Source organism: Streptomyces sp. NPDC022910 (genome assembly GCF_055561075.1).
Map to the genome: position 1 here is coordinate 23,245 of NZ_JBVHHL010000045.1, position 25,466 is coordinate 48,710.

At 69.9% G+C, this 25,466-nt stretch carries 24 protein-coding genes and 2 pseudogenes; 15 read left to right on the forward strand and 11 right to left on the reverse strand.

Annotated elements, in window-relative coordinates:
* Positions 1-208 precede the first annotated feature (208 nt).
* Together ACZ3TS_RS31435 and ACZ3TS_RS31440 are read left to right on the forward strand one after the other, a co-directional pair.
* On the forward strand, positions 209-1,711 hold the full coding sequence (locus ACZ3TS_RS31435; RefSeq protein WP_467624606.1) for an esterase: 1,503 nt from the start codon (positions 209-211) through the stop codon (positions 1,709-1,711).
* 553 nt (positions 1,712-2,264) lie between these two features.
* Positions 2,265-2,792 (forward strand): hypothetical protein, encoded by a 528-nt coding sequence (locus ACZ3TS_RS31440; RefSeq protein ID WP_467624608.1) that lies wholly within the window; start codon positions 2,265-2,267, stop codon positions 2,790-2,792.
* A 222-nt stretch (positions 2,793-3,014) separates the two neighbouring features.
* Here ACZ3TS_RS31440 and ACZ3TS_RS31445 read toward each other — a convergent pair whose 3' ends face one another.
* Genes ACZ3TS_RS31445 through ACZ3TS_RS31465 form a run of 5 tightly spaced genes read right to left on the reverse strand, consistent with a single transcriptional unit; the run spans position 3,015 to position 8,499 of the window.
* Positions 3,015-3,908 carry a Gfo/Idh/MocA family protein gene (locus ACZ3TS_RS31445; RefSeq protein WP_467624611.1) on the reverse strand — a complete coding sequence of 298 codons (894 nt, stop codon included), beginning with the start codon at positions 3,906-3,908 and terminating at the stop codon, positions 3,015-3,017.
* Positions 3,909-3,945: 37 nt separating this feature from the next.
* The gene (locus tag ACZ3TS_RS31450; protein WP_467624676.1) at positions 3,946-5,145 is read right to left on the reverse strand and encodes an ROK family transcriptional regulator; all 1,200 of its coding nucleotides are present in this window, start codon (positions 5,143-5,145) and stop codon (positions 3,946-3,948) included.
* An 18-nt stretch (positions 5,146-5,163) separates the two neighbouring features.
* Positions 5,164-6,048: a carbohydrate ABC transporter permease gene (locus tag ACZ3TS_RS31455; RefSeq protein ID WP_467624613.1), complete on the reverse strand. Its 885-nt coding sequence runs from the start codon at positions 6,046-6,048 to the stop codon at positions 5,164-5,166.
* Positions 6,045-7,064 (reverse strand): carbohydrate ABC transporter permease, encoded by a 1,020-nt coding sequence (locus ACZ3TS_RS31460; protein ID WP_467624615.1) that lies wholly within the window; start codon positions 7,062-7,064, stop codon positions 6,045-6,047. The genes ACZ3TS_RS31455 and ACZ3TS_RS31460 overlap by 4 nt, the downstream gene beginning before the upstream one ends.
* Before the next feature lie 31 nt (positions 7,065-7,095).
* Positions 7,096-8,499: an ABC transporter substrate-binding protein gene (locus ACZ3TS_RS31465; protein ID WP_467624617.1), complete on the reverse strand. Its 1,404-nt coding sequence runs from the start codon at positions 8,497-8,499 to the stop codon at positions 7,096-7,098.
* A 128-nt stretch (positions 8,500-8,627) separates the two neighbouring features.
* Between ACZ3TS_RS31465 and ACZ3TS_RS31470 the strand changes: the two genes are divergently transcribed.
* The 5 genes from ACZ3TS_RS31470 to ACZ3TS_RS31490 all read left to right on the forward strand — a co-directional run bounded on the left by ACZ3TS_RS31470 (position 8,628) and on the right by ACZ3TS_RS31490 (position 14,179).
* Positions 8,628-9,674, forward strand: a complete 1,047-nt coding sequence (locus ACZ3TS_RS31470; protein WP_467624619.1) for a zinc-dependent alcohol dehydrogenase — start codon at positions 8,628-8,630, stop codon at positions 9,672-9,674.
* A gap of 12 nt (positions 9,675-9,686) precedes the next feature.
* Positions 9,687-10,487, forward strand: coding sequence for a TIM barrel protein (locus tag ACZ3TS_RS31475; protein ID WP_467624621.1), 801 nt, complete (start codon positions 9,687-9,689; stop codon positions 10,485-10,487).
* Positions 10,484-11,839 (forward strand): MGH1-like glycoside hydrolase domain-containing protein, encoded by a 1,356-nt coding sequence (locus ACZ3TS_RS31480; protein WP_467624623.1) that lies wholly within the window; start codon positions 10,484-10,486, stop codon positions 11,837-11,839. The genes ACZ3TS_RS31475 and ACZ3TS_RS31480 overlap by 4 nt, the downstream gene beginning before the upstream one ends.
* Positions 11,836-13,764 carry an amylo-alpha-1,6-glucosidase gene (locus tag ACZ3TS_RS31485; RefSeq protein ID WP_467624626.1) on the forward strand — a complete coding sequence of 643 codons (1,929 nt, stop codon included), beginning with the start codon at positions 11,836-11,838 and terminating at the stop codon, positions 13,762-13,764. Before ACZ3TS_RS31480 ends, ACZ3TS_RS31485 begins: the two co-directional genes overlap by 4 nt.
* Positions 13,765-13,882: 118 nt before the next feature.
* Positions 13,883-14,179 (forward strand): aldo/keto reductase, encoded by a 297-nt coding sequence (locus tag ACZ3TS_RS31490; protein WP_467624628.1) that lies wholly within the window; start codon positions 13,883-13,885, stop codon positions 14,177-14,179.
* Between the two features lie 74 nt (positions 14,180-14,253).
* Here the strand turns inward: ACZ3TS_RS31490 and ACZ3TS_RS31495 are convergent, their stop codons facing one another.
* The 3 genes from ACZ3TS_RS31495 to ACZ3TS_RS31505 all read right to left on the reverse strand — a co-directional run bounded on the left by ACZ3TS_RS31495 (position 14,254) and on the right by ACZ3TS_RS31505 (position 15,721).
* Entirely contained in the window at positions 14,254-14,649 is a 396-nt protein-coding gene (locus ACZ3TS_RS31495; protein ID WP_467624630.1) for a DUF2267 domain-containing protein, read from the reverse strand.
* A 150-nt stretch (positions 14,650-14,799) separates the two neighbouring features.
* Positions 14,800-15,195 carry a DUF2267 domain-containing protein gene (locus ACZ3TS_RS31500; RefSeq protein ID WP_467624632.1) on the reverse strand — a complete coding sequence of 132 codons (396 nt, stop codon included), beginning with the start codon at positions 15,193-15,195 and terminating at the stop codon, positions 14,800-14,802.
* A 91-nt stretch (positions 15,196-15,286) separates the two neighbouring features.
* Positions 15,287-15,721, reverse strand: a complete 435-nt coding sequence (locus ACZ3TS_RS31505) for an Hsp20/alpha crystallin family protein (RefSeq protein WP_467624634.1) — start codon at positions 15,719-15,721, stop codon at positions 15,287-15,289.
* 131 nt (positions 15,722-15,852) lie between these two features.
* Here ACZ3TS_RS31505 and ACZ3TS_RS31510 point away from each other — a divergent pair, with 131 nt between their 5' ends.
* The 8 genes and pseudogenes from ACZ3TS_RS31510 (at position 15,853) to ACZ3TS_RS31545 (ending at position 21,833) form a co-directional block, all read left to right on the forward strand.
* On the forward strand, positions 15,853-16,533 hold the full coding sequence (locus tag ACZ3TS_RS31510; RefSeq protein ID WP_467624637.1) for a type III effector protein: 681 nt from the start codon (positions 15,853-15,855) through the stop codon (positions 16,531-16,533).
* 279 nt (positions 16,534-16,812) lie between these two features.
* Positions 16,813-17,160 (forward strand): hypothetical protein, encoded by a 348-nt coding sequence (locus ACZ3TS_RS31515; protein WP_467624639.1) that lies wholly within the window; start codon positions 16,813-16,815, stop codon positions 17,158-17,160.
* Between the two features lie 244 nt (positions 17,161-17,404).
* A pseudogene (locus ACZ3TS_RS31520) lies at positions 17,405-17,932 on the forward strand (transposase); the annotation flags it as partial.
* A 331-nt stretch (positions 17,933-18,263) separates the two neighbouring features.
* Positions 18,264-18,545 carry a hypothetical protein gene (locus ACZ3TS_RS31525; RefSeq protein WP_467624641.1) on the forward strand — a complete coding sequence of 94 codons (282 nt, stop codon included), beginning with the start codon at positions 18,264-18,266 and terminating at the stop codon, positions 18,543-18,545.
* 300 nt (positions 18,546-18,845) lie between these two features.
* Positions 18,846-19,802, forward strand: a complete 957-nt coding sequence (locus ACZ3TS_RS31530) for a GlxA family transcriptional regulator (RefSeq protein WP_467624644.1) — start codon at positions 18,846-18,848, stop codon at positions 19,800-19,802.
* Positions 19,803-19,917: 115 nt separating this feature from the next.
* Positions 19,918-20,916, forward strand: coding sequence for a type I glyceraldehyde-3-phosphate dehydrogenase (gap, locus tag ACZ3TS_RS31535; RefSeq protein WP_467624646.1), 999 nt, complete (start codon positions 19,918-19,920; stop codon positions 20,914-20,916).
* Positions 20,917-20,965: 49 nt separating this feature from the next.
* Positions 20,966-21,073: pseudogene (locus tag ACZ3TS_RS31540) on the forward strand (IS5/IS1182 family transposase); the annotation flags it as partial.
* Positions 21,074-21,284: 211 nt separating this feature from the next.
* Entirely contained in the window at positions 21,285-21,833 is a 549-nt protein-coding gene (locus ACZ3TS_RS31545) for a DUF1062 domain-containing protein (RefSeq protein WP_467624647.1), read from the forward strand.
* 129 nt (positions 21,834-21,962) lie between these two features.
* Here the strand turns inward: ACZ3TS_RS31545 and ACZ3TS_RS31550 are convergent, their stop codons facing one another.
* The 3 genes from ACZ3TS_RS31550 to ACZ3TS_RS31560 form a co-directional block, all read right to left on the reverse strand.
* A complete protein-coding gene (locus ACZ3TS_RS31550; RefSeq protein ID WP_467624678.1) occupies positions 21,963-23,201 on the reverse strand; it encodes an IS701 family transposase in 1,239 nt (412 codons plus the stop codon).
* A 283-nt stretch (positions 23,202-23,484) separates the two neighbouring features.
* Positions 23,485-24,651 (reverse strand): IS630 family transposase, encoded by a 1,167-nt coding sequence (locus tag ACZ3TS_RS31555; RefSeq protein WP_467624650.1) that lies wholly within the window; start codon positions 24,649-24,651, stop codon positions 23,485-23,487.
* 71 nt (positions 24,652-24,722) lie between these two features.
* Positions 24,723-25,409, reverse strand: a complete 687-nt coding sequence (locus tag ACZ3TS_RS31560; RefSeq protein WP_467624652.1) for a hypothetical protein — start codon at positions 25,407-25,409, stop codon at positions 24,723-24,725.
* Positions 25,410-25,466 lie beyond the last annotated feature (57 nt).

Sequence of the window (25,466 nt, forward strand, 5' to 3'; positions counted from 1 at the left end):
CTGCCAACCGGGGGGAGGGCGCACATGACTGCACGCCGCTGTGCGGCGGGCGCGGCGGCGTCGGCCTCGGCCCTCCCGGGCACCCGCCCCTCGGTGCGTGGGCGTCTGGCCGGGGAACCGACTGCGCATCGCCCGACCACCCCACGCACAACGCGCAGTTGAGCAGGACGACGCCGCGGGCAACCTAGGAGACTCAGGAGGTTCTCCTGTGCGTCATATCAAAAGCGCGGCCCTCACGGCCGCGGCAGTGCTCATCCTCGGCGGCGGCGCCGTGTTTGCGGCCTCCGCCGCCGAGGCTGCGGTGCCCTTTCCGTCCATCGGCTGGCAGCAGCGCAACTGCGACTACAACGGCGATGGTTACGACGACGTGCTGATCGGCGTGCCGGGCGCCACGGTGAGCGGCGCCACCGGCGCCGGCTACGTCACCGTGCAGTACAGCTCGTCAAGCGGTCTGAGCACCACCAAGAAGAGCGTCCTGCACCAAAACACCTCGGGCGTCCCGGGCGGTGCCGAGGCCGGCGACGGCTTCGGGCGGGCCGTGGCCTCCGGTGACCTGGACGACGACGGCTACGACGACGCGATCGTCGGCATCCCCGGCGAGGACCTGGCCGGGCTGCCCGACACGGGCGGCGCCGTCGTCTTGTGGGGCTCGCCGACCGGGCTGCACGGGGCCGACAGCACCTGGCTGGAGAACCCCGACCGGCTGCGGGCCGGCGCGAACTTCGCACGGGCGATCGAAGCGGCCCGGTACTTCGCCCCCGACCCGGCGGCCCCGGACGCCAACCCCCGCGACAGCATCGCCGTCCTGGAGAACGACAGCCTGCTGTTCTTCACCGTCCCGCCGGGGGCGGCGGCCCCACAGCTCAAGCCGGCAGGCACGGCAGTCCAGGCACTGGACATGACCGGGCGGGAGACCGGCTTCGCCCTGCGGAGCCTGAGCCACGGCAACTACAACGAAGACGCCTGGGCGGACCTGGCGATCTCCGGGGTGAGCACCGGCGACCAGCCGGGCATCGGCGCCACCCAGGTGCTGCACGGCGCACCCAGCGCCGAGGAGCTCAAGGACGGCGGCGCATTCGAGGGCGGTCCCGCGGTCGTCTCCAGCGACTTCAACCACGACGGCCAGGACGACCTGGCCATCGGCGACACCGGCGCCGGCTCGCCCCTGGGCGGATCCGTCTCCGTCTATCTGGGCAAGGGCGACCTCACCGGCCTCGATGCCACCCCGGCACAGACGTGGACGCAGGACTCCCCGGGCGTCCCCGGCACAGCCGAGGCCGGCGACAAGTGGGGCGCCGAGATGTCCTGCGGTGACACCAACGGCGACGGCCTCCCCGACCTCGCCATCGGCGCGCCCGGGGAGGACATCGGCTCCGTCTCCAACGCGGGCGCGGTCTGGACGCTGCGCGGCGCACCGGGCGGGCTGACGGCGACCGGGGCGCGCAGCTTCGACCAGAACCACCCCGACATCCCCGGCGCGGCGGAGACCTCCGACGGCTGGGGCGGCCAGGTACGGCTGATCGACGCCAACCACGACGGCCTCTTCGGCCTGCTGGCAGCGGCACCTGGCGAGAACACCAACGACGGCTTCGTATGGGTCATCCCCGCATCGTCGTCCGGCCTTGTCGCCAAGGGCACATGGACCTACGACGGGGCACGCCTCGGCGCGCCGGCGGCCAACGCGCAGTTCGGGGCCGCGATCGACGAGTAACAGAAGGCTTTACACAGGACGGGAGCTGACCGCCAGCCGGCAGAACGCGCCCGTCCCCTACCGCCCTTGGGTCACGCCCGTGGCCCTCCGGTCGCCGAACGTGGCGCTGTACCCGGGACGCATCGGGTACAGCGCCACGCACGACTAACCGGCAGGGCGTTGTCGAGGTGCTCCTTCGGGCCGGTCGGATCATGACGGGTGCGGGGTGCGAGGCCGGCCACCGGGGGAGGGGAAGGCGCGGGGGCAGCCTGGGCGCAGCCGCCCGGGCTGCCCCCTCCCGCGCCGGCGGGAACGCCACCGGCTTTGACGGGTTGTTCTGGCCGGCCGGGGGCCTTGCGCCGTGAGGGGTATCGCGGCTGCTCGTGCCGGGGATGTGCTCTCGCTACAACCATCCGGTGGGCCGGGCTGTCTGACGTGATGACCGATACGCGAGGACAGTGCTCTTCACGGGGTGTGAAAGGTTTCGCGGTGGTTTGCCCTGCCCTGTGTGCTGTCCGGCGTGACCGATCGGTCCCTGTGGAGTCAGTCACCTGGAGCAAGGGGGAGCTTTCTTATGCGTGCTCGCAGTATTTTGGTGGTGGCGGCGGCATCCGCCGCTGCTCTGCTTCCGGCGGCCTCGGCCGTCGCGGGGACGGGCCCGGCCCCGTCGCCCGGCAAGCAGCACCTGACGGCCCGTTCCACCGCCCCGTCGGAGGCGGGCAACCCGCTCAGCGTCAGCGCACAGGCGGCGGGCGTGTGCGCGGATGCCTATCAGATCGGTGCCACGGCCTACATCGACCGGGCGGGAGCCCACGTCGCCTCCGTCAAGCAGTTCTACTCGCCCTCGTGCAAGCGCAACTACGGGTATGTGTGGGTGTGGCAGAGCTTCCGTACCAAGGTCAAGGACTACGACGTCAGCACCGGCGTCTACAGCTACGCACGCGACCGGGTCGTCGGCCAGGACTGGTGGGATGCCACCAACGGCCAGGAGTTCTGGTCGTTGCCGGCCGACACGGTGAAGGAGTGCACCGCGGCGGTCGGCACCCTGCGGGCTCCGGGTGACCCGGTGGCCGGGCAGGCCTCCACGGCCAAGCGCTGCTGACCACCCACCACCCGCGGGGCCCGGCCGGCGCGCGGCGGCCGGGCCCCGGTCGGTGATGCCACCAGGCACGGTGGACGCCATGGGCTTGGCCCGGCGCCGTGGCGCCTCGCACGTCACGTCGCCCGGTTCACGCGCGTTTCCTGCACCCGGGCCGTGTTCAGGGTGCGGGTCGTGGGGTCCTGGCCGGGGTCCGGCTGGGGTGCGCCGGATCCTCCGGTCGGCCTAGTGCGGGGCGGCCTGTTCGATGAGGGATTGCAGGTACAGGCCGCGCTGGGCGTCGAGTGCGGTGGGGGTGTGGGTGCGTACGGCGGTGGCGAAGTCGCGGCGCAGGATGGGCCAGGCCTCTTCGTGGTCGATTGCGGCGGTGTCGTAGATGAGGGAGGGGGCCGGGCCGAAGAGTTCGATGCGGGTGAGGGCGCGCGGCAGGTTGACGGAACCGGACAGGGAAGCCTGGCTGACGGCGCCGTTGGCGTGTTCGCAGGTGAGCTCGATCCAGCGGCGGGAATCGCCCGTGCTGCGCAGGGCGGTGATGGGGCCGATCGCGGCGTCCAGGAGGTCCAGGAGGTGGGGGCCCAGGTCGAGCAGCGCGCCGTGTTCAAGACGCCAGCCGGTGGCGAAGTCGCCGCCGAGGAAGGCGCCGTGGAGGTAGCAGGAGCGTGCGCCGGCGATGTCGAGGGTGGCTGCGGTCTCGAGGAAGGCGCGGGTGGTGGGGTGGTAGCGCTTGGTGAGGACGAGCTGGGAGATCACGCCGGCTTCGGCGATGGCCTCGGCCACGTGCCGGGCCGTGGTCAGGTCGGGGCCGAGGGGTTTTTCCAGCAGCAGTGCTTTGCCGCGCTTGGCTGCCAGGGGTGCCAGCTCGCCCTGGACGGCGGGCGGGACGGCGAAGGCCACGGCTTCGCAGTGGTCGAGGAGTTCGTCGAAGTCGGCGGCGACGTGGGCGGCGTAGGGGGCGGCGGTCTGCTGGGCCGCTTCAGGGCGGCGGGCCCAGACTGCGGCAAGCCGTGTTTCGGGTCCGGCGGCGAGTATGCGGGCGTGCATGGCGCGGGCCCAGGGGCCGGCACCGACGAGGCCGACCTCGAGGGGCCGGTGTGTCCAGGGGGCAGGGTGTGTGGTCACGGTGTTCCTGTGGGTGTGCGGCGTCTCGCTTATCCGGTCACAGGGCGAGGCGGTCGAGTCGGGCGTCGGCGCGGTCGGGGGAGTAGAGGAACTCCACGACCATGGAAGCGGCTCCGATGACACCGGCATGGTCGCCGAGCCGTGAGGTGACGACCTGGAGGTTCGCGGTCGTGCGGGGGATGGCGCGCTGGTAGAGCAGTTCGCGCACTCCGGTCATGAACGGTACGCCGGAGAGGTCTCCGGCCAGCATCAGGACGCCGGGGTTGAGCAGGGTGACGACGGTCACCAGGACTTCGCCGGCGCGGCGTCCGGCCTCCCGGGCCAGGCGGATGGCGTCGGGGTGGCCTTGGGCGAGCAGGCCCTTGACGTCGGAACCGGAGGCGGTGTCGAAGCCGAGGGCGGACAGTTCCCGTGCGAGGGCCCGGCCGCTGGCGACGGCGGCCAGGCAGCCGTGGGAGCCGCACATGCACAGGGCGTCGGGCCGGTCGTGCAGGCGGATGTGGCCGATGTCGCCGGCGCCGCCGTCGATGCCGCGGTAGACGTTGCCGCCGACGACGACGCCGGCGCCGATGCCGGTGGAGACCTTGACGAGGACGAAGGCCGCGCAGTCGCGGTGGTTGGCCTGGTGCTCGGCCAGTGCCATGAGGTTGGCGTCGTTGTCGACGAAGACGGGGACGGGGCCCGCCTCCATGCTGGCGCCCACGTGGTCGGCGTAGGCCTTCTGCAGGCGTTCGCGGACGGGGTAGCGGTCCCATCCGGGCATGATGGGGGGCTCGATGATCCGTCCCGTCTCCCAGTCGACGGGGCCGGGCACCGACAGCCCGATGCCGCAGACATGGGTGGCGTCCGCACCGGCGGCTGCGATCAGATCGGGGAACCAGCCGGCCAGTTGGTCGAGTACCTCGTCCGGGCCGTCGCTGATGTGCAGGGGGCCGGTGTGCTCGGCGAGGATGGTGCCTGCCAGGTCCAGTACGGCGGCGCGGGCGTGGCGGGTTTCGAGGTCGACGGCGATCAGCGAGGCGTGTGCCGGGTCGAAGAGGATCCGGTGGGAGGGGCGGCCGCCGGTGGAGGTGCCGGTGGTGTGCCGGAGCCAGCCGGCGCGGTTGAGGAGGTCCAGGCGCTGTCCGATGGTGGAGCGGGACAGGCCGGTGGCGCGTTGCAGGTCGGTGCGGGTGTTGGCTTGGTTGCTGCGGATCAGCTGCAGCAGTTCGCCCGCACTGACCTGACTCGGCGTCATCATGACATCCCCCATGGTTCAGCTCTTGTCGGCGCCGCTGGTCAGGCCCTCGGTCAGCATGCGCTCGGCGGCGAAGAACAGAAGTATCACGGGAATCGTGAGCACGACCGAACCGGCCATGAGGATGGTCTTGGGCACCTCGACGCCGTTGGAGAGCTGCGCCAGGCCGAGGGAGACGGTCCACTTTGCGGGGTCGGCGGCCAGGAAGAGCAGCGCGAAGAGGAACTCGTTCCAGGCGATCATGAAGACGTACAGGCCGGTCGCCATGAGGGAGGGCAGGGCGAGGGGCAGGACCACCTTGCGGACGGTCTGCAGCCGGCTGGCTCCGTCGATCGCTGCGGCTTCCTCGATGGAGGCGGGGATGGTGATGAGGTAGTTCTTCAGCATGTAGATCGCCACCGGCACGGTCTGGGCGACGTAGACGATGGCGAGGCCGACCAGGCTGGAGGAGAGTCCCATCTTGGCGAAGATGACGAACAGCGGAACGGCCAGCAGGGTCGCCGGGAACAGGTAGACGGCCAGGAAGAGCGCGCTGACTTGGCGGTGGCCGAAGAACTTCAGGCGGCTGACGGCGTAGGCGCCGGGCACGGCGGCCAGCAGGGTCAGCACGACCGTGCCCAGCGACACCAGCGCGGAGTTGAGCAGGAACTTCACAAAGCCCTGGCCGCCGTCGTCGGTGGACTTGAGCACGTCGCGGTAGGTGGAGAGCGTGAAGTCCTTGGCCGAGACCCACAGCGATCCCGGGTCGAGCAGGAGCGCGTCGATGGGTTTCACCGACAGCAGCAGCATGTAGTAGAAGGGCAGCACGGTGATCACTGCGAGGAAGGCGATGACGCACCAGCGCAGGACGCCGAAGAGTCTGTCCTCGAACTGGGCCCTGGTGAGGGCGGCCTTGCGGGTCACGATTCCTCCTGGACCTTGTTGCCGAAGAACTTGAAGTAGAAGCCCAGCAGGATCATCAAGGAGGCGGCCAGGACGAGGGCCTGGGCGGCTGCGGCTCCCACGTCGTAGCGGGCGGTGAGGAAGTCGTAGACCCGGACGGCGGCGGTGTCGGTTCCCGCGCCGCCCCCGGTCAGCAGGTAGACGTCGTCGAACTTGTTGAAGGTCAGGATGAACCGCAGGACGCACAGCAGGGCGATGACGGGCATCAGCTGGGGCAGCAGGATGTGACGGAAGCGCTGGGTGAGGGTGGCGCCGTCGACCATGGCGGCCTCCTCCAGGCCGTGCGGGACGGCCTGCAGCCGGGCGAGGATGAACAGGAACGCGAAGGGGAAGTAGCGCCAGCACTCGAAGGCGATGACGGTCAGCAGGGCCAGCGGTATGGCGACGTGCACACCGAGCAGGTGGACTTCGTACTGGCGGGTGGAGAGGAAGGCGATGGGGTTGTCCCATCCCAGCAGGCGGTGGCCCCAGTTGTTGACCACGCCGTACTGCGGGCTCAGGGCGACTTCCCAGACGAAGGACACGGCGACGACGGGGGCGACGTAGGGCAGCAGCATCGCCGCGCGCAGCAGTCCGCGTCCGCGGAAGGGCTTGCGCAGGGCGAGGGCGGCGATGAGTCCGAGGACGACGGAGCCCAGGGTGGCGCCCGCGGTGTACAGCAGGGTGGTGGCCAGGCTCGACCAGAATCCGGCGGAGTCGAAGACCTGGGTGAAGTTGTCCAGGGACCAGTTCCCGAAGATGCCCATGCCCTGGATGTCGACCAGCTTGGCGCGCTGGAAGGCCAGGAGCACGGTCCACAGGATGGGCAGGATCACCACCACGAGGACCACGAGGAAGGTGGGGGTGACGAAGGCGAGGCCGGCGCGGTTGGCGCGGCGGCTGGCGGTCAGCGGGCGCCGCCGGCGAGGGGCGGGCCGGTTTGTGGACCGGGGGCTGGTGTCCCGGCGCTGCGGTGCGCCGACGGGGGCTGTTGTCATGAAGAGACCTTTGGGACGTGCATGCGGGCGGCTACTGCAGGGACTTCTTGAGGGCGGCGACGTCGTCGTCGGCTTCGTGCGCGGCCTGGGAGGGGGAGATCTGTCCGCTGGTCATGGCGCCGATGGCCTTGGGCACGGGAAGTTCACCGTTGGTGGCGCCGACGAGGGCTCCTTCGCCCTGGGTGATGCCCCAGCGCCGCATGTTGCTGACGCCGCCTGCGAGTTGGTCGAGCAGGCTTCGGGGATACACCTGGTCGAAGGGCTTCTTGGTGTCGACGCCGATGTCGCTGTGGCGCCAGGCGTCGAGGTAGAGGTCGGGCCGGGCGGCCGTGCCGTGGCGCACGGGGATCTTGCCTTCGGGTGCCATGCCGAACCAGGACTCGTAGCCGGGGCCCATCATGTACTCGATGAACTGGCGGGAGGCCGCCGTCTCGGCGGTCTTGGTGGTCACCCATGAGGTGATCTCGCCGAACTGGGCCGCCTGGGCGCTGTCGGGGCCCTTGAGCGCGGTGACGATGCCGCTGTTGTGGGACAGGTACTGCGGGTCCTTCGTGCACGGGGAGCAGCTGGGCAGGGCGTCCTTGCGCAGGCCCGCGAGTTCGTCCAGCAGGAACGACGACCAGATGATCATGGAAGAGCGGCCGGCGAAGTAGGTGGCGCGGGTGGAGTCCACGGTCTGGGTGCCCGGGGCGCCGTAGGTGCGGGCGAGCTGGTCGTAGGTGTCAAAGGCCCTCTCGCACTGCGGGGAGGTGAGGGCGACGTCGTGGTGGTCGTCGACGAGCTGGCAGTCGTTGGCCAGGGCGAGGCTCTCGAAGCTCTGCGAGGTGAAGGCGTCGCCCGGGTCGGTGGCCGCCGAGATGCCGTCGTTGCCCTTGGCGGTGAGCGCCTTGGCGGCGGTCACGGCCCGCTCGTAGGTGTCGGGGGCGGCCAGGTGCTTCTGGTCGAACTGGTCCTTGCGGTAGACCAGCAGCTGGAGCCAGGCGTCGGAGGGCACGCCGAGACTGGTGTTCTTGTCGGAGGTCAGCTCGAGCGCGTTGGCGTTGAAGGTGCCGCGCCCCAGCTCGCCGATGATCTTCTTCGGGATGTCCGTGTTGAGCAGGCCGTTGGTGTACATCTGCCAGACCTGGCCCATCGGGGCCGCGCCGATGACGTCGGGGAGCTTGCCGGCCGCCGCGGCCGACATGATCAGTTGGGGCATCTGGCCCTCGTCGACTCCGACGAGATGGACCGTGATCCCGGTCTTCTTCTCGAACCCGTCGATCGCCTTCTGCGTCGCCGCGACGCGATCAGGGAGGTTCTCCTGTGACCAGACCGTTATCTCACGGTCCGGTGTGCCGGGTCCGGTGCTGCTGGAACAGCCCGTGAGCAACCCGACTCCCAGGGCTGCTGTGACGCCGACCGCGGTCATCCTCGACCGCCGGGTCATGGTGCGCATTACGTGTCCTTGTTCCGGCTTACGACTACTGGGCACGCATCTCAGCATTAGTTTTGCGTGTTGACAAGACATAAGTGAGGGTTATTGTCGACGCAACTCATCACCCGCACCCCTTTCCGGAGCCATCCGTGGAACGCGTCGTTCAATTCACCGGCCCTCGCCAGGTGGAGGTCGCCGAGCAGGTCCCAGCCGAACTGCCCCCGGGCCACCTGAGAGTGCGCACCCGCTACTCGGGCATCTCGGCGGGCACCGAGCTCACCGCCTACCGGGGCACCAACCCCTACCTGACGCGTACCTGGGACCCCGAGGCCCGGCTCTTTCGGGAGGGCGCGGCCGGCATCCACTACCCCGTGGCCGGCTGGGGCTACTCCGAGGTCGGCGAGGTCGTCGAGGTCGCCGGCGACCTGGCCGACACCCCCGGGCTGCCGCTCGCCGGCGACCTGGTGTGGGGCATCTGGGGGCACCGCAGCGAGGGCATCGTCCCGGCCGAGCGCATGATCGGCCACACCCTGCCGGCCGGGCTCGAGCCCCTGGCCGGCGCCTTCGCCCGGGTCGGCGCCATCGCCTACAACGCCGTGCTGGCCGGCGACATCCACCTCGGTGAGGACGTCGCCGTGTTCGGCCAGGGTGTCATCGGCCTGCTCACCACCCGGCTCGCCCAGCTGAGCGGCGCCCGCGTGACCGCTGTCGACGCGCTGGAGGGCCGTCTGGAGACCGCCAAGCGGTATGGCGCACATCACACGCTCAACGCCCGCACCGACGCGGTGGCCGCACGCATCCGCGAGGCCACCACCGGGCTCGGCGCCGACCTCGCCATCGAGATCAGCGGTGCCTACCCGGCCCTGCACGAGGCGCTGCGCTCGGTCGCCGTCGGCGGCCGCGTGGTGGCCTCCGGTTTCTACCAGGGCGACGGCATCGGCCTGCGCCTGGGGGACGAGTTCCACCACAACCGCGTGCAGCTCATCTGCTCCCAGATCGGGGGCGTGCCTGCGCAGCTGTCGGGCCGCTGGAGCGTGGAGCGCCTCCAGCAGACGTTCCTGCGGCTGGTCGCCGAAGGGCAGGTGGACGTCACCGCCCTGGTCAGCCACGTCATCCCGGCCGCCGACGCGGCCGACGCCTACGTGCTGCTGGACGAGCGCCCCGCCCAGGCGCTGCAGGTCGTCCTGGAATTCTGAAAGGCCCCTCTCATGCTCAAGACCGCCGTTCAGGAGCAACTCCTGCCCGGACAGACCCTGCAGGCCAAGTGGGACTTCGCCCAGCAGGCCGGCTACGACGCCATCGAACTGCGCGGCAAGGGCGACTTGCACTTCGCCTCCCGCCTCAAGGAGTTGCAGCAGGCCCGCAAGGACGGGGTCGTCATGCCCACGGTCTGCGTCGACATGCTGCACTTCTTCGGCGCCTTCGACGAAGACCTGCGCCGCGACGCCCTCACCCAGATGAAGTCACAGCTCACCGTGATCGCCGAGATCGGCGGCCTGGGCGCCCAGACCCCGGCCTCCTACGGCATGTTCTCGCGCCGCCTTCCGCCCTTCGAGCCGCCGCGCACCGAACAGGAGGACCGCGAGGTCCTGCTCACAGGGCTGTCGGAACTGGGCGAGCACGCACGCAAGGAGGGCGTCACGCTCTTCCTGGAGCCGCTCAACCGCTACGAGGACCACATGGTCAACCGGCTCGAGCAGGCCGCCGGCCTGATCCGCCAAGTGGGGCTGGACTCGATCAGGATCGGCATCGACAGCTACCACATGAACATCGAGGAGAGCGACCCGGCCGCCGCGATCCTCGCCCACGCCGACCTCATCGGCCACGCCCAGGTCTCCGACTCCAACCGCTTCCAGCCCGGTGCCGGACACCTCGACTGGCCCGCCTGGCTCGGCGCCCTGCACACCATCGGCTACGACGGATACCTCGCCGCGGAATGCCGCCTGACCGGCGATCCCACCGAGGCCGTCCGCTCCATCCCCGCCTTCCTGCAGAGGTCCGGCGCGTGACCTTCCTCCTGGACCGGCCCGCGTCCACCGCCACCGCAGCCCTGACACTGCGGCGCGGTGCGGCGCGGGTCCTCATCGACAACTGGACCGGCACCTCCACCGTCCCCTCCCGCACCCTCTACCCCCATCAGTGGAGCTGGGACTCCGCCTTCATCGCCATCGGGCTGCGCCACCTCTCGGTGCGCCGCGCCCAGCAGGAACTGGAGTCCCTGCTGGCCGGGCAGTGGGCCGACGGACGCATACCGCACATCGTGTTCAACCCCGCCGTCGCGCACGACGCCTACTTCCCCAGCCCCGCGTTCTGGCAGTCCTCCCGCGCCGGCCAAGCGATGGGCGCGCCCACGGCCCCCGAGACCTCGGGCATCGTCCAACCCCCCGTGCACGCCCTGGCCGCCTGGCTCGTGCACCAGGCAGACCCGCAGCAATCCCGCCGCCGCGGCTTCCTCGCCCGCGCCTATCCACGCCTGGCCGCCTGGCACGACTACCTCCTCACCCGCCGCGACCTCGGCCGCGCAGGACTGGCGGCCGTCGTCCACCCCTGGGAGCCCGGCATGGACAACAGCCCCTGCTGGGACCAGGCCCTGCAGCGCATCCAGCCCGCCGCGCCCGACGCCTTCCACCGCGCCGACCTCAACCACGGCCACCCCGCCGACCGGCCCACCGACCTGGACTACGGCCGCTACGTCCGGCTGGCCACGGACTACCGCGAAGCCGGCTACGACGACCGCGCGCTGCAGCACGGCTTCGCCATGGAAGACCCCTGCTTCAACGCCCTGCTCATCGTCAGCGAGCACGCCCTGGCCGCCATGGCCCACGACCTGGGCACGGACGGCACACCTCACACCAGGCGCGCCGACGCACTGACCCGGCAGCTGGTGGCCCGCCTGTGGGACGACGACGCCGGCCTCTTCCGTGTCCGCGACCTGGTCACCGACACCCTGGTCGACGAGCGCAGCGTCACCGGCCTCATCCCGCTCCTCGTGCCGGGCCTGCCGGGCGACATCGTGCGGCGCCTGCAGGAAACCCTTCACGGCCCGCACTTCAGCCCAGCGGCCACCCGGCTGGTTCCCAGCTACGACCTGACCGCTCCCGCCTTCGACGCCCAGCGCTACTGGCGCGGCCCGGCCTGGTTCAACACCGCCTGGCTGATCCACCGCGGACTGCGCACCCACCGCCTCGAAACCCCCGCCGAACGCCTCCGGCAGGGCTTCCTCGCGCAGGCAGGACAGTCCCGGTTCGCCGAATACATCGACCCCACCACCGGCGCCGCCCGAGGCACCCGGCACTTCTCCTGGACCGCCGCCCTCACGCTCGACCTGCTGCGCGCCGATGCGAAGGAGCCCACACCATGACCGCGGCCGACCACCGCGTCCAACTGGTACGCGACGCCACCTTCGTCCGCCTCGACGCCGACGCAGGCATCAGCGCCACCCACCCCGCCACACCCGGCGGACTGTTCTTCAGGGATGCACGCCACCTCAGCCGCTGGCAGCTCACCGTCGACGGCACCAGCCCCGACGCCCTGGTGCCCGCCCAAGCGGACACCGACGACACGGCCACCTGCGTCCTCACCCCGCAGGGCACCCGGGACAAACCACCCGCCTACACCCTCTTCCGCCGACAGACCCTCACCGCAGGCACCCTCACCGAACAGATACGCCTGGTCAGCAACCTTCCCGACCCGGTGACCGCCCGCCTCGACCTCACCGTCGACGCCGACTTCGCCGACCTGTTCGAACTGCGGGCCGACGACCGCCACTACACCAAACCCGGCGCCCGCCACACCGCACACACCACACCCGAGGGCCTGCAATTCGACTACCACCGAGCCGACTGGCACGCCCGAACCACCCTCACCTGCCAGCCCGCCCCGGACACCGTCACCTGGGCGCAGGGCACACAGCCCTCCACCGCACGGACCCTCAGCTGGCACCTTCGCCTCGACGGGCACGGCGAGAGCCTGCTCCAGCTGACCGTCCGCGCCCACCCCCACGGACTGCCGCGCGAGGCCCCTGCCGTGCCGCACCCCCCTCGGCAGGCGCCGACGGCGGCCGACGACCTCAGCCGCACCTGCGAACGGGGCCTGGCCGACATCGACCTGCTGACCATCCCGGTCACCGGCGTGGACGGCGAGGAGGTGCACGTCCCCGCCGCCGGCATCCCCTGGTTCCTCACCCTCTTCGGCCGCGACTCCCTGCTCACCTCCTACTTCCTCCTGCCCTACCGGCCCGGCACGGCCGCCGCCACGCTCAGCGCCCTGGCCGCCACCCAGGGGCAGCGCCACGACACCTTCAGCGGCGAACAGCCCGGACGCATCGTCCACGAGACCCGCCACGGCGAACTCGCCCACTTCCGGCAGGTCCCCTACGGCCGCTACTACGGCGCCGTCGACGCCACACCGCTCTTCCTGATCCTCCTGCACGCCCACTACGAGAGGACCCGCGATCCCTCCCTCGCCCTGCGCCTGCAGCAGCACGCCCGGCAGGCCGTGGACTGGATGCTCACCGACGGCGGCCTGGAACAACACGGCTACCTCCTCTACACCCCCGACCCCGGCGGGCTGGTCAACCAGAACTGGAAGGACTCCCAAGGCGCCATCTGCTTCACCGACGGCACACAGGCCAAAGGCCCCATCGCCGTCTCGGAAGCCCAGGGCTACGCCTACGACGCACTCCAGCGCACCGCAACCCTCGCCCACGAGATCTGGCGGGACGAGCCCTACGCACACCGGCTGCGGGAGATGGCCGCACGCCTGCGCAGCCGCTTCACCACGGACTTCTGGATGCCGCAGGCCGACTTCCCCGCCCTCGCCCTGGACGGCGACGGCCACCAGGTCGACGCCCTGGCCTCGGACGCCGGCCACCTGCTGTGGTCCGGGATCCTCGAGGAGGAGCACGCCCGCCGGGTCGGCCGGCGCCTGCTGGAAGGGGACTTCTTCTCCGGCTGGGCGATCCGCACCCTGGCCGCCGGACAAAAGCCCTACCACCCCCTCTCGTACCACCGCGGCAGCGCCTGGCCCCACGACAACGCCGTCATCGCCCTGGGCCTGGCCCGCTACCAGCTCGCCGACGAGGTCGACACCGTCACCGAGGGCCTCATCGCGGCAGCCGCCCATCACGGCCACCGCTTGCCCGAGGTCATCGCCGGCTACGACCGCTCCGCCACCCAAGGGCCCACTCCCTACCCGCATTCCTGTTCCCCCCAGGCCTGGGCAGCCGCCACACCACTGGCCCTGCACACGGCGCGGCAACAGGTACGCAACCAACAACCGACCTGAAGCACCGGCCCTCCAGGCTGCCGGGCTCCCGTCGCCGGGCACACCCCCGTCGGCCAGGCGCACGGTCAGCAGGAGCAGGCAGGGCTCGCGGGCCACCGACACCAAGGGCGGGGCCGACATGATCGCGCGGTGGATGGGCGACGACGTGCTGACGGCCGTTCAGCAGCTTCGGCCGCTGGCCGCCGAGGCCGGGCTGTCCCTCGCGCAACTGGCCGTGGCCTGGGTCCTGCAGAACCCCGACGTCTCGGCCGCCATCATCGGCGCCTCACGGCCGCAGCAGGTCGCCGAGAACGCCGAGGCGGCCGGTGTCGTGCTGGAAGCCGGCCTGATGGCCCGCATCGAGGAGATCCTCCAGCCGGTTGCGGTCACCGACCCCCAGCGCATCCACGACACCGTGCCCGAGCGCCGCCCCTGAGCCACCGACACCCTTGCCGGTGAGCGGCCCGGCCGCCAGCCCCCTTCCACCGCCGTGCACCGCCTCCCTTCGCGTCAGGCGGCCGGGGTGAGCTCGGCGCGGCCGAACAGCAGGGCGTACCCGGAGGGGAGTTGGGCGAGGATACGGCCGAGGAGCTCCTCGCCGGCGAGCTGGGCCACGATGCGCAGGACGGTGCCGGTGTCCCAGCGGGTGGTGGCCGCCGTGCCGCCGGTGCGGGACGCCAGGTCTTTGACGAAGCCCCAGCCGGTGAGGGGTTGGGTGGCGGGGATCTGGGATGCGAAGGTGACGGCGGCCTCGCGGGGCAGCCTGGCGGCAAGCTCCACGCGCTCATCGCCCGTGAGCTGGCGCCCGAAGGCGGCCAGCACGGCGCGCACGGCCTCCTCGGCCTGTGCGCGGGTGGGGTACGCGCCTTCGTACCGCACTCTGTCCAGCATCTGCTCGAACGTCATGCCCACGGTGGACCGGCACGGCTGCTGCTGGGGAATCATCGGTGACGCGGTTGCCTTTCTCGTCTGAGGTGGTCGTGAGGCGGTGGCCGGGGGCTCGCCCGCCGGCCACCGTCGCTCGGGGTGAGGGGAAGGGTTGTTGCTGCCTGTGGGCTAGACGCGCTGGGGGTGGCCGAACAGCAGGTCGTAGCCCGCCGGGAGCTGGAGCAGGATGCGGCGGGTGAGCTCTTCGCCCGCGGCGTCCGCGGCCACGCTGAGCACAGCGCCCACGTCCCAGGCCGCGGTCTGTTCAGTGGCTCCCTCGATCCATGCCGCGGTGGCCCGTACGAACCGCTCGGGGGAGAGCGGTTCGCGCGCCTGGAGCGGATTGAGCAGGACGGGTGCCCATTCCTCCGGCAGCCGGGCGGCCAGTTCCGCCCGTACCTCGCCCACCACGTGCGCGCCCAGCAGTGCCAGCACCGTGCGGGCCGCCCGCTCGGCTTCCTCGGTGGTCTCGTACTCGCCGCGTTCCTTGACCTGGTCCAGGAACGCCTCCCATCGCATGGTCATCGCTGCTCCCGTGCGTGTGCAAGGGGCGCGCGGAGGACGGGGACGGCCGAGCGCAGGCCCTCTGCCCGCCTCCGGCGTGGCGGGGAGGGACTCAGCCGCTGATCTCCTTGTGCGCGAAGCCGCCGCCGATGGCGATCTTGCGGGGCTTGGCGCGCTCGGCGATCGGGATCCGCAGGGTCAGCACACCCGCGTCGTAGTCCGCCTTGATGTGCTCGCTGTCCAGCGTGTCGGCCAGCATGACCTGCCGGGAGAAGACACCCAGAGGCCGCTCGGAGAGCTCCACCTGCACGTCGTCCGCCTTGGTGACGGGCCGCCGCTCGGCCTTGACGGTCAGCATGTTCCGCTCGACGTCGATGTCGATCGCGTCCGTGGAGACGCCGGGCAGGTCGAAGGCGATCACGTACTCCTCGCCCTCACGGTAGGCGTCCATCGGCATCGCCGACGGCCGCGACCAGGTGCCGGTCGTGTTCAGGAGCTGCTGGGTGAGCCGGTCAAGCTCACGGAAGGGGTCGGTGCGCATCAACATCGTGTAACACCTCCAGCGTTCAGGTCAGGCACTGTGCTGCCAATGCGTTCACCTGCCACCGTTGTAACATGTCATCCAAGCGATGACAAGTATGAGGTCGTCGAGAAGACGACACGCATGCTGGAGGTTCCATGACCGTTGACGATCAGCCCACCCCCCGCGCCCGCGGCCTCACCCCCACGCCCTTCCTCGCCGCCGCCGCGGCACTGAACACCATCCACGAGGCCCTGCGCACCGCCCGGACCACGCCGGACGTAGAGCACCCCGAGCCCGGCCAGGCCGGCTCGCAGCAGGCACTCGCCGCGCTCCTGCTGCTGCGCGAAGTGCGCGATCAACTCGCCGCATGGGAACCGGGCCTGATCGAAGCGGCCCGGGAGGCGGGCGCCAGCTGGGCCGACCTCGCCCACCCCCTCGGCGTCTCCAGCCGCCAGGCCGCCGAACGCCGCTATCTGCGCGTACGCCCCGGAAACCCGGGGTCCACGGGCGAGCAGCGGGTACAGGCCACCCGCGACCGCCGCGCCGCCGACCGCACCGTGACCGCCTGGGCCCGCACCAACGCCGCGGGCCTACGCCAACTCGCCGGCCAGATCACCGCGCTCACCGACCTCCCCGCCGCCGCCCGCACCCCACTCGCCGCGCTCACCGCCGCCCTCGCCGACAACGACGCCGCCGCCCTCGTCGGCCCCCTCACCGTCACGCACGCATACCTCGCGCCCGACCACCCCGACCTCGCGGCGCGCGTCAACGACATCACCCGCCACACCGACCGACTCCGCCGACACAGCGGCGACCAGCGCCGGAACCGAGCCTGACCTCCCCGCTGCCCGCAGGCTCCCGCACTCGCATGGGCACCGGGACGACGATCACGAATGACTTCACGATCAATGAGGTCGGCGACGTACACGCCACCGCGCATCGCGCTGCAGCGCCTGCGCATCGCCACGCTCGGACCTGCACACAGAGCCCTCGATCGGCTGCGCAGCCCCGATGGCGCACCGCCCGCCCGGGCTGCGCCCTCGGGGCTGCGCACCACAGGCGCCACTTGGGCGGGTAATCGCCGTTGTACCGGCGCCGCGGCGTACCGTGCCCGCATGGAGCAGCGAGAGATCATGCAGCGGGTCGTTGGCATCCTGACCGAGGCACTGGAGATGCGGCGCCAGGCCCGCGAAAACCCCGGCCGGGACGTGCCGCAGAGCGAAGCGGTCTCTGCGCTGCTCGAGGAGATGCTGCCGCACATCGAGCTGCCCGCCGATGCAAGCGCCCATCAGGTCGCAGCCGCCGTAAGCCAGAAGCTCGGGCCGGCCATCGTTCAGATTGCCTCCGCGTTCGCGCTCGCCTTCGTGCAGCTCGCCGAGGTCCACGACGAGGGGCACAAGGAGGCCTCTGCAGCGGATGTCCTGCAGTCCATCTCGCTGCACTTCGAGACCCCGCCTCGATGAAGGGCCCGAGCCGGCCAGATGTGGGTCATGCGGTGTGCGTACTACCGGTGGAGAGCGACCGGGACGCTTCCCGAGCACAGGCCGACGTCTGGACATGACGATGCAGCGAGGTATGCCGCCGAGCAATGCTCATTACCTGTGGATCGACTCAGGAGGGCACACGCGGAGGGCGTACCTTCCCGAGTGATCGATTGACTGGTATCGAGTAGGCCCGCGTTGCACGCGCGGTCGGGAAGGCAAGCCCGTGCTCAGCGTAGTGAACGCCGACGGCACTACCGCCAACGGCTCCTCTCTGATCGACGAAATCGTCCGTGAGGGCGCAAGGCGGATGCTGGCCGCCGCGCTGGAGGCCGAAGTCAACGCATTCATAGCCGAGTTGGCCGATCAGCGAGACGAGAAGGGCCACCGCCTGGTCGTGCGCAATGGCCACCACCAGCCGCGCAAGGTGACCACGGCGGCCGGTGTGGTCGAGGTGAAGGCGCCACGGGTGAACGACAAGCGCGTCGATGAAGCGACGGGCGAGCAGTTCCTCGGCAGCGCGGCCGGGCTCTCCCCGGCCACGGTCACCCGCCTGACCCAGCAGTGGCAGGCCGACCACGCCACGTTCATGGACCGCGACCTCGCGGAGGTCGACTACGTGTACGTGTGGGCCGACGGCATCCACCTCAACGTCCGCCTGGAGGAGGCCAAAGCCTGCGTCCTGGTCCTCGTCGGCGTCCGCGCCGACGGCTCCAAGGAACTGGTGGCACTCAAGGACGGCTACCGCGAAACCGCCGCCCTGGCCATGGTCTTCAAACTCGTCGAGTCCGCCCAACAGCGGTGGCGGGCTGTGAACGCACCCCACCTCGTCGCACTCGTCCGCGCCGGAGCCCGCTTCGAACACGGCCAGCTCATCGGGCGCCCCGAGACCCGCGTGGCATGTTCCACCCTGCCAGTCGCACTGGCTGCCGTCACGGAGAAAGGGCATGGCAATGGACGAAGACGAGTGCCTTCACCGCTACGGTCTGCACCCCGTCGGCGCGGGCCTCGACGAGGTTCGCGGGCTGCTCAGAGTACAAATCCGGCTGGAGCAGCAGACGCAGGGTGAGGGCGACACCGAGCTGATGAAACTGTGCTGCGTTCAGCTGTTCAATGCCGGCAGTCTCGACGATGTACTGCTCATCTGGAAGACCAAGTCCGCCAGCATGGACGCCGACTGCTCGATCGACATCCAGTTGTTGTGCGGGAGCGGACTGGCCAGAACCAAGGCATACCTGTTGTCTCAGCGTCTACCCGAAGCCGAAGCGGCGCTTCAGCGATTGCTCGACTGTGAGAAGGCTGGCGACTTCGAAGACTTCTCCGTCGAGGGACACTCCGCCCAGTACGCCGCCTACTACACACCGTGAAGGATGCTGTCGAGCTTCCGAACCCGGCTCACGCTCCATCACCGTGTCGGAATCGGAGGGAACGCATCGACTTCGGACTTCGCATCCACAGGTCTTGACGATTGCTCTATGCCCCGCCAGGGGTGACGTGCTCGGTCACCGCCGGCCGCTTCAGCCTGCGTTCACGGAAACGAAGCTGCCTCCGGGCCTGCGGCAGCGGGCCGGTTCGCCGACATCCGCGCGCTTGTCCAACGGCAGGCAGCAGTGCTGCTCCCACAGCCGGTGCGGCCCGCAGCCTGCACTCCTGCATACGCTGTCCCCGTGTCAGCCACCCGTCTGCGTCGTGTCGCCGTTCTTGTGCTCGAGGGTGCCAAGCCGCTTGATGTCGGTATTCCTGCGCAGGTGTTCACGACACGTGCGAGCATGCCGTACGAGGTGCGCCTGTGCGGCGCGGCACCGGGTCTGGTGACGGGGGGCGACGGCCTGTCGTACCACGTTGCCCATGGCCTCGAGGCGCTGGCGTGGGCCGACATCGTCTTCATCCCGGGTTATCGCTTCCCTGACCGCGAGGACCCGCCGCAGTCCGTCGTCGACGCGCTGAGGGCTGCCCATGACCGAGGCGCACGGCTGGCCGCGATCTCGACGGGCGCGTTCGCGCTGTCGGCCACGGGTCTGCTCGACGGCAAGCGTGCCACGACGCACTGGCACTACACGCGGGCGCTGGTGGCGAAGCATCCGCTCGTCCAGGTCGACGAGAATGTTCTGTTCGTCGACGAGGGCAGCGTGCTGACGTCGGCCGGCGCCGCTTCGGGCATCGACCTGTGCCTGCACATTCTGCGCCGCGACCTCGGGGTGGCCGCGTCCAACCATGCGGCCCGGCGCCTGGTCGCGGCCCCCTATCGCAGTGGTGGCCAGGCGCAATACGTTCCACGCAGCGTGCCCGAGCCCCGCGGCGAGCGGTTTGCCGCCACCCGCGAGTGGGCGCTGCACCGGCTCGGCGAGCCCCTCACCCTGGACACGCTGGCGCAGCAGGCTGCCGTCTCACCGCGCACGTTCTCGCGGCGCTTCGTCGAGGAGACCGGGTACACGCCGATGCAGTGGGTCATGCGGGCCCGCATCGACCTGGCCCGCGAGCTGCTTGAGCGTTCGCAGCGCAGTGTCGAGCAGATCGCCGCCGACGTGGGTCTGGGCACCAGCGCGAACCTGCGGCTGCACTTCCACCGCATCCTGGGCACCACACCGAGCCAGTACCGGCGCACCTTCACCCAGGGCGAGTAGCCCGCCTGTGCCACGATCCTTGCGTGGCGCGATCCTTTTCAACCGTGGCGATCGCGCCACTGTCACCGGCAACGGCGGCGAGCGAGCCTGGTGGCGAAGAGAAGGGACGCTGCTTATGACTCGTATCGCCGTCAATGGATTCGGCCGCATCGGACGCAATGTGCTGCGCGCGCTGCTGGAGCGCGACAGCGGTCTTGAGGTGGTCGCGGTCAATGACCTCACGGAGCCGGCCGCCCTCGCCCGGCTCCTCGCCTTCGACTCGACGGCCGGTCGGCTCGGCCGCCCGGTGACCGCCGACAGCGATGCCCTCGTCGTCGACGGCCGACGCATCACGGTGCTCGCCGAGCGCGACCCGGCGCAGCTGCCGTGGGCCGAACTCGGCATCGACATCGTGCTGGAGGCCACCGGCCGTTTCACCTCAGCCAAGGCCGCCCGCGCCCATCTCGACGCGGGCGCGAAGAAGGTACTGGTCTCCGCGCCCTCCGACGGCGCGGATGTCACCCTCGCCTACGGGGTCAACACCGACGCCTACGACCCGGCGGTGCACACGATCGTCTCGAACGCCTCGTGCACGACCAATGCGCTGGCGCCACTGGCGGCGGTGCTCGACGAACTCGCCGGTATCGAGCACGGCTTCATGACCACGGTGCACGCCTACACGCAGGAGCAGAACCTGCAGGACGGCCCGCACCGCGACGCCCGCCGCGCCCGGGCCGCCGGCGTCAACATCGTGCCGACCACGACGGGCGCCGCCAAGGCGATCGGCCTGGTGCTGCCGAACCTGGAGGGCAAGCTGTCGGGCGACTCGATCCGCGTACCGGTTCCGGTGGGCTCGATCGTCGAACTCAACACGACTGTCGCCCGCGAGGTGACCCGCGACGACGTGCTGGCGGCGTACCGCGCCGCGGCCGAGGGCCCGCTCGCCGGCATCCTCGAGTATTCCGAGGACCCGCTCGTGTCCTCCGACATCACGGGCAATCCGGCCTCGTCGATCTTCGACTCGGCTCTCACCCGCGTCGACGGCCGTCATGTCAAGGTAGTCGCCTGGTACGACAACGAGTGGGGCTTTTCCAACCGAGTCATCGACACACTCGAACTCCTCGCCACCCGCTGACCGGACCCCTACGCCTTCGCCACCCTTCGGGGCCCCGGTGGACAACGCGAACAGGCTCAAGAACTTCCGGACCGTGGCCACGAGCTACGACAAGCGGGCCTACGTCTTCCACGGCACCCTCACCGTGGCCGCGGTCTGGCTCTGGCTTCGTCCGTGATCCGCCGGTGGAACCTGGCGGTGAGGCGCCCGAAAAACCAGTGGAGCAGCGCCGCTGTGCGCCATTACCGTGCTGGCGGACCAAGTCGTCTAGTCAAGGACATGCCGTTGTACACCCTGTGAGACCTCCCGAGCGCTGATTCGTCGCGCGTCGCGCATGTGCGCCGCGCTGCTTTTTGCTGCGGACTTCTCACTGAAACCGGTGTACTTCTGTGCTCAATAGCTGGGTGGTCGTGCCCACCTGCCTGCCGCTCGTTCTCCGCCGTTGCCACGCGTGCGCGTCCGAGCGCTTCCGGGCAAACGGTAAATTCCGCGTCAACGCACACCACAAGCTCATCGACGCCTGGCTCCTCGCGCTGTGTACCGCGTGCGGGGAAACGGCAAAGCTCACGGTCCTGGAGCGGATGAACGTGCGCTCCCTACGACCTGAGCTGCTGGACCGGCTGCATGACAACGACCCTGGCCTGGCAGCTGAGCTGCTCCAGGATGCGGTCGTGCGCCGCCGTAATCGCATCGCCCTCGACTGGGACAACGCCTGGCGCCTCGACACCGGCGGATCGGATCACCTGGACCGCGAGGTGATCGACGTCTCGGTCCGCTTTGCGGCGCGGATCCCTGTCCGGCCGGTGCGACTGATCGCTGAAGGTTGTGGTCTTTCGCGGGCCGAGGTGGAGAGACTGATCATGGAGGGGAGACTCGTTTCGGCCGTCCGGCTGAGCGGCAAGCTCTCCGGCGACTTCACCTTCACGCTCAAGCGCTGAGCCCTCCCCGGGACCAGGGCCTGTCCGGCAAGATCCGCCGGACAGGTCCTGGAAGACCGTGTGGGAGCCCGGGGGTGAGATTCCCCCGGGCGACCCGACTACTAGTACTCCAGCCGTACATCGTGATCTTCATGTCTGATTCGCGGCTTGTCGTCGGTAATGACTTGCTTGGGCTCGGGCCTGATGGCGACGGCGCCAAGCGGACCAGCGGAGCCGATGGGCCGCATCGTGCACGGGCCGGACAACCAGCGCCGTGAACAGTCGCTGGATCTCGTTGCAGGTAAGCGGTATCAGCCCGTCCGGAGTGGGATGGCGGGCGTGTTCCTCGGCGCGGACGACAGCGAGGAAGGCGTGAGCGAGCATGGCCAGGGTGACCCAGCGAGACCACGAGGTGAAGCGGCGGACCTGGTGCTCGTCCAGTCCGGCCAGGCCCTTTCCGGACTGGAAGGTCTCCTCCACCCGCCATCTCGATCCGGCGACCCGCACCAGCGTGGCGAGGGGTACCGGGGCTGGCGCGTAGCAGCGGTAGTAGGCGAGTTCACCGGTGGTGCGGTTGCGGCGGATCAGCAGCTGATGGCTGCCGGGCCGGGGTTCGGCCAGGTCGATGACGGCCCAGTCGTAGAAGCGGTGGCCCTTGGCGCCGGCCCCTGCCGACAGCTTTTGCCAGGCCCGCTTCGGCACCTTCGCGGCCAGGGCATCCGCGCGGAACTTCCCGGCCTCGGTGGCCACTTCATGGGAGCACGCGACGGCGAGCACGTAGCCGACCTGGCGCTCTTCCAGCGCGGTCCGCAGCTTCGGGTTGCCGCCGTAGACCTCGTCACCCGCGACCCAGCCCACGCGGTGCCCAGCGTCAAGGAACCGGCCGATCATGCGGGCGGCCAGTTCCGGCTTGGTGGCGAAGGCGGTGTCCTCGCCCAGGCCCGCGGCCCGGCAGCGCTCCGGGTCGCACGTCCACGAGCGAGGGATGTACAGCTCACGGTCCACCGCCGCATGGCCGCGGCTGCCTGCGTAGACCAGGTAGACGGCGACCTGGGCGTTTTCGATCCTCCCGGCGGTGCCGGTGTACTGGCGCTGGGCACCCACGGTGTGCGTGCCCTTCTTCACGTCCCCGGTCTCATCGACCACCAGCACCGCATCCTCGTCGCGCAGGTGCTCCAGCACGTACTCACGCACGTCATCGCGCACGGCGTCGGCATCCCACCTGGCTCGTCCAAGCAAGTGCTGCATGCCGTCCGGACTAGCCTCCCCGGCCCACTCCGCGATGCTCCAGCAGTTCTTGCGCGGCAGGTCCGACAACAGCCCCAACACCAAGTCCCGTACCCGACGCCGCGGTTCAACCCGCGCGAACCGGCCCGCTATCCGGCCCATCAGGACCTCGAACGCCTCCTGCCAGCGGGCAGGGTCTACGCTGTGACCTGCGGCCACCGCAAGATCGTTAGTCTTCACACACCGATGATCAGCGGTGGCCGTACCTGTCACTCAGCCGCCCGCACCAGCAAGATCACGATGTACGGCTGGAGTACTAGGGCGGTCAATTTGGGCGCACGGCTGCCTTCGGGACTCTGTTGTCCCGTGGCAGCGATGGTTGATCGTTGTCACCGAAAGTTGGTGATCACTAAGTGGTCTGCGTCGTAAGTCCTTCGGGGGTTGATCATGTTTCCGGTGTGGCGGAGGATTCTTCTGGGTGATCGGCGGTGTGCCGGTCGAGTCTGGCCAGCAGATCGTCCAGGTCGGAGGTGGTGAACTTCCACTGGAACGGCTGTGCCGTGGCGTTGTAGCGGTCTTCGAAGGCTCGGAGCCGGTCTTGGACCTCGTTGAGGTCGGTGAAGTCGTTGGGTGAGACGACCTTGCGCTGGACGATCGAGAAGAAGATCTCGATCTGGTTCGTCCAGGAGGCGTGTACCGGGGTGTGGACCATGACGGCGTTCGGAAATCTGCTGGTCAGGCGGTCGATGGCCTTCTTCCCTCTATGGGAGGACCCGTTGTCGACGATCCAGAAGACGCGTCTGGCGGTGGCGTAGGGCTCTTGTTTCATGACCTCGGTGACCAGGTTCATGAACGGCACGATGCCGGTGGTGGGTTCGCAGCGGCCCAAGACGCGCGCTTGGTGGACGTCGTAGGCCGCCAGGTAGGCCAGGGCGCCGCTGCGCTTGTACTCGTGGTTGACGCGCGTGGCCCGGGCCTGTCCGGGTGCCAGGGTCGGGTGGCAGCGGCAGCGGGCCTGGATGGAGGTCTTTTCGTCCGCGGAGATCACGTACTCGTCATCGTCGAGTGGCTTGCCCTGCCAGGTGCGGGCGTACAGGTCCATCACACGGGCGGCCTTGGCACGGAAATCCGGGTCGCGGATGAAGATCCAGGACCGGTACTGCCAGGGCTTGAGCGCGTCCTCGCGTAACCAGCGGCGCACCGTGGACGCGGAGATGCTGTCGGTGATCCCGCGCGCGTTCAGCTCGGCGGCCAGTTCCGGACACGACCAGCGCGACAGCGGTAGGCCGGTCTCGGCCGGCAGTTGGCAGGCCAGGGCCTTGGCCTCGACGACCTGCACAGGGGTGAAACGGGCCGGGCGCCCCGAGCGTTTGCGGTCGGCCAGGGCCGGCAGCCCGCCGTCGGCGAACCGACCGCGCCAGGTGCGCACGGTGTCCACATGCAGCCGGGTCTCGGCAGCTATCCGGGCGTTGCCCCGGCCGCGCGCCGCGAGCAGAACGACTATGGCCCGCTGCCGAGCCCGGTGCTCAGTCTTGTGGCCGTAGGCCATCTTCTTCAGGCGGTGGCGCTCCGCGGCGGTCAGGGTAAGGCACACGGCGCGGCCCAGGGGCATGGGAGGCAACGGCCAATCTCGGGAGAGTCATTCGGGTGATCGACACCCTCTCCCATCTCCTCGGCTGTGTCTCACGCTGATCTGATGAGCCAGCTGGCCAGGACTCCAAGAGCGGCGACTGCCCCGGGGGTCAGGATCCCGAGAAGAGCATCTGCGCATGCGCGGGCTGCCCGGTATGCAGTCGAGGGTTCGTTGAGGCCAAGTCCGACGGCCGCATGCCGAGAGATCTTCACGGTTCCCGGTGAGCCTGAGATCCCCGAACTGTGAACCATCGCCTGCCCCATGGGACCCATGAGTACCTCCTTGTCCGCAAGGAGGGCGACGCCTCGGCAGTCCTTGATCCAGAACTGGTCCAACCAGCCGGTCTTGCTGGGGACACGAACTCGACGTATCTGCGTCAGCTTGCTCAGATCGACCGTGCGGTCGCCCGTGACAGTCCGAGCAGTCACAAGCTGCCAACCAGGGCCGTGCCGTACCGAACGAAACGTCGTGTACAGGAGCGGAAATCCCAGCGCCAAAGCCAACCCCGCGAACATGGCGGGCACCCACGCACCGGACCGCATTACCCCGAATCGCTCCAAGAGCGCAGGTACAACGATGGTGCCCCCTACGGCCCCACCGAGAACTGCAGCACCCACGTGCAAGCGACGACGGGATGTCTCGGCCGGAACCGCCGCCCGTGACGCCTTCTCGACGACGATGCCCGTGCCAGCGGCGCGGGCCACGGAGCGGAACTTCTTCTCCTGCTTCTTCGACACCAGCGGAGCGTACCTGCAACCTTCTGAGGCGTGACCCCTGCGCCGAGTCCAACCTCA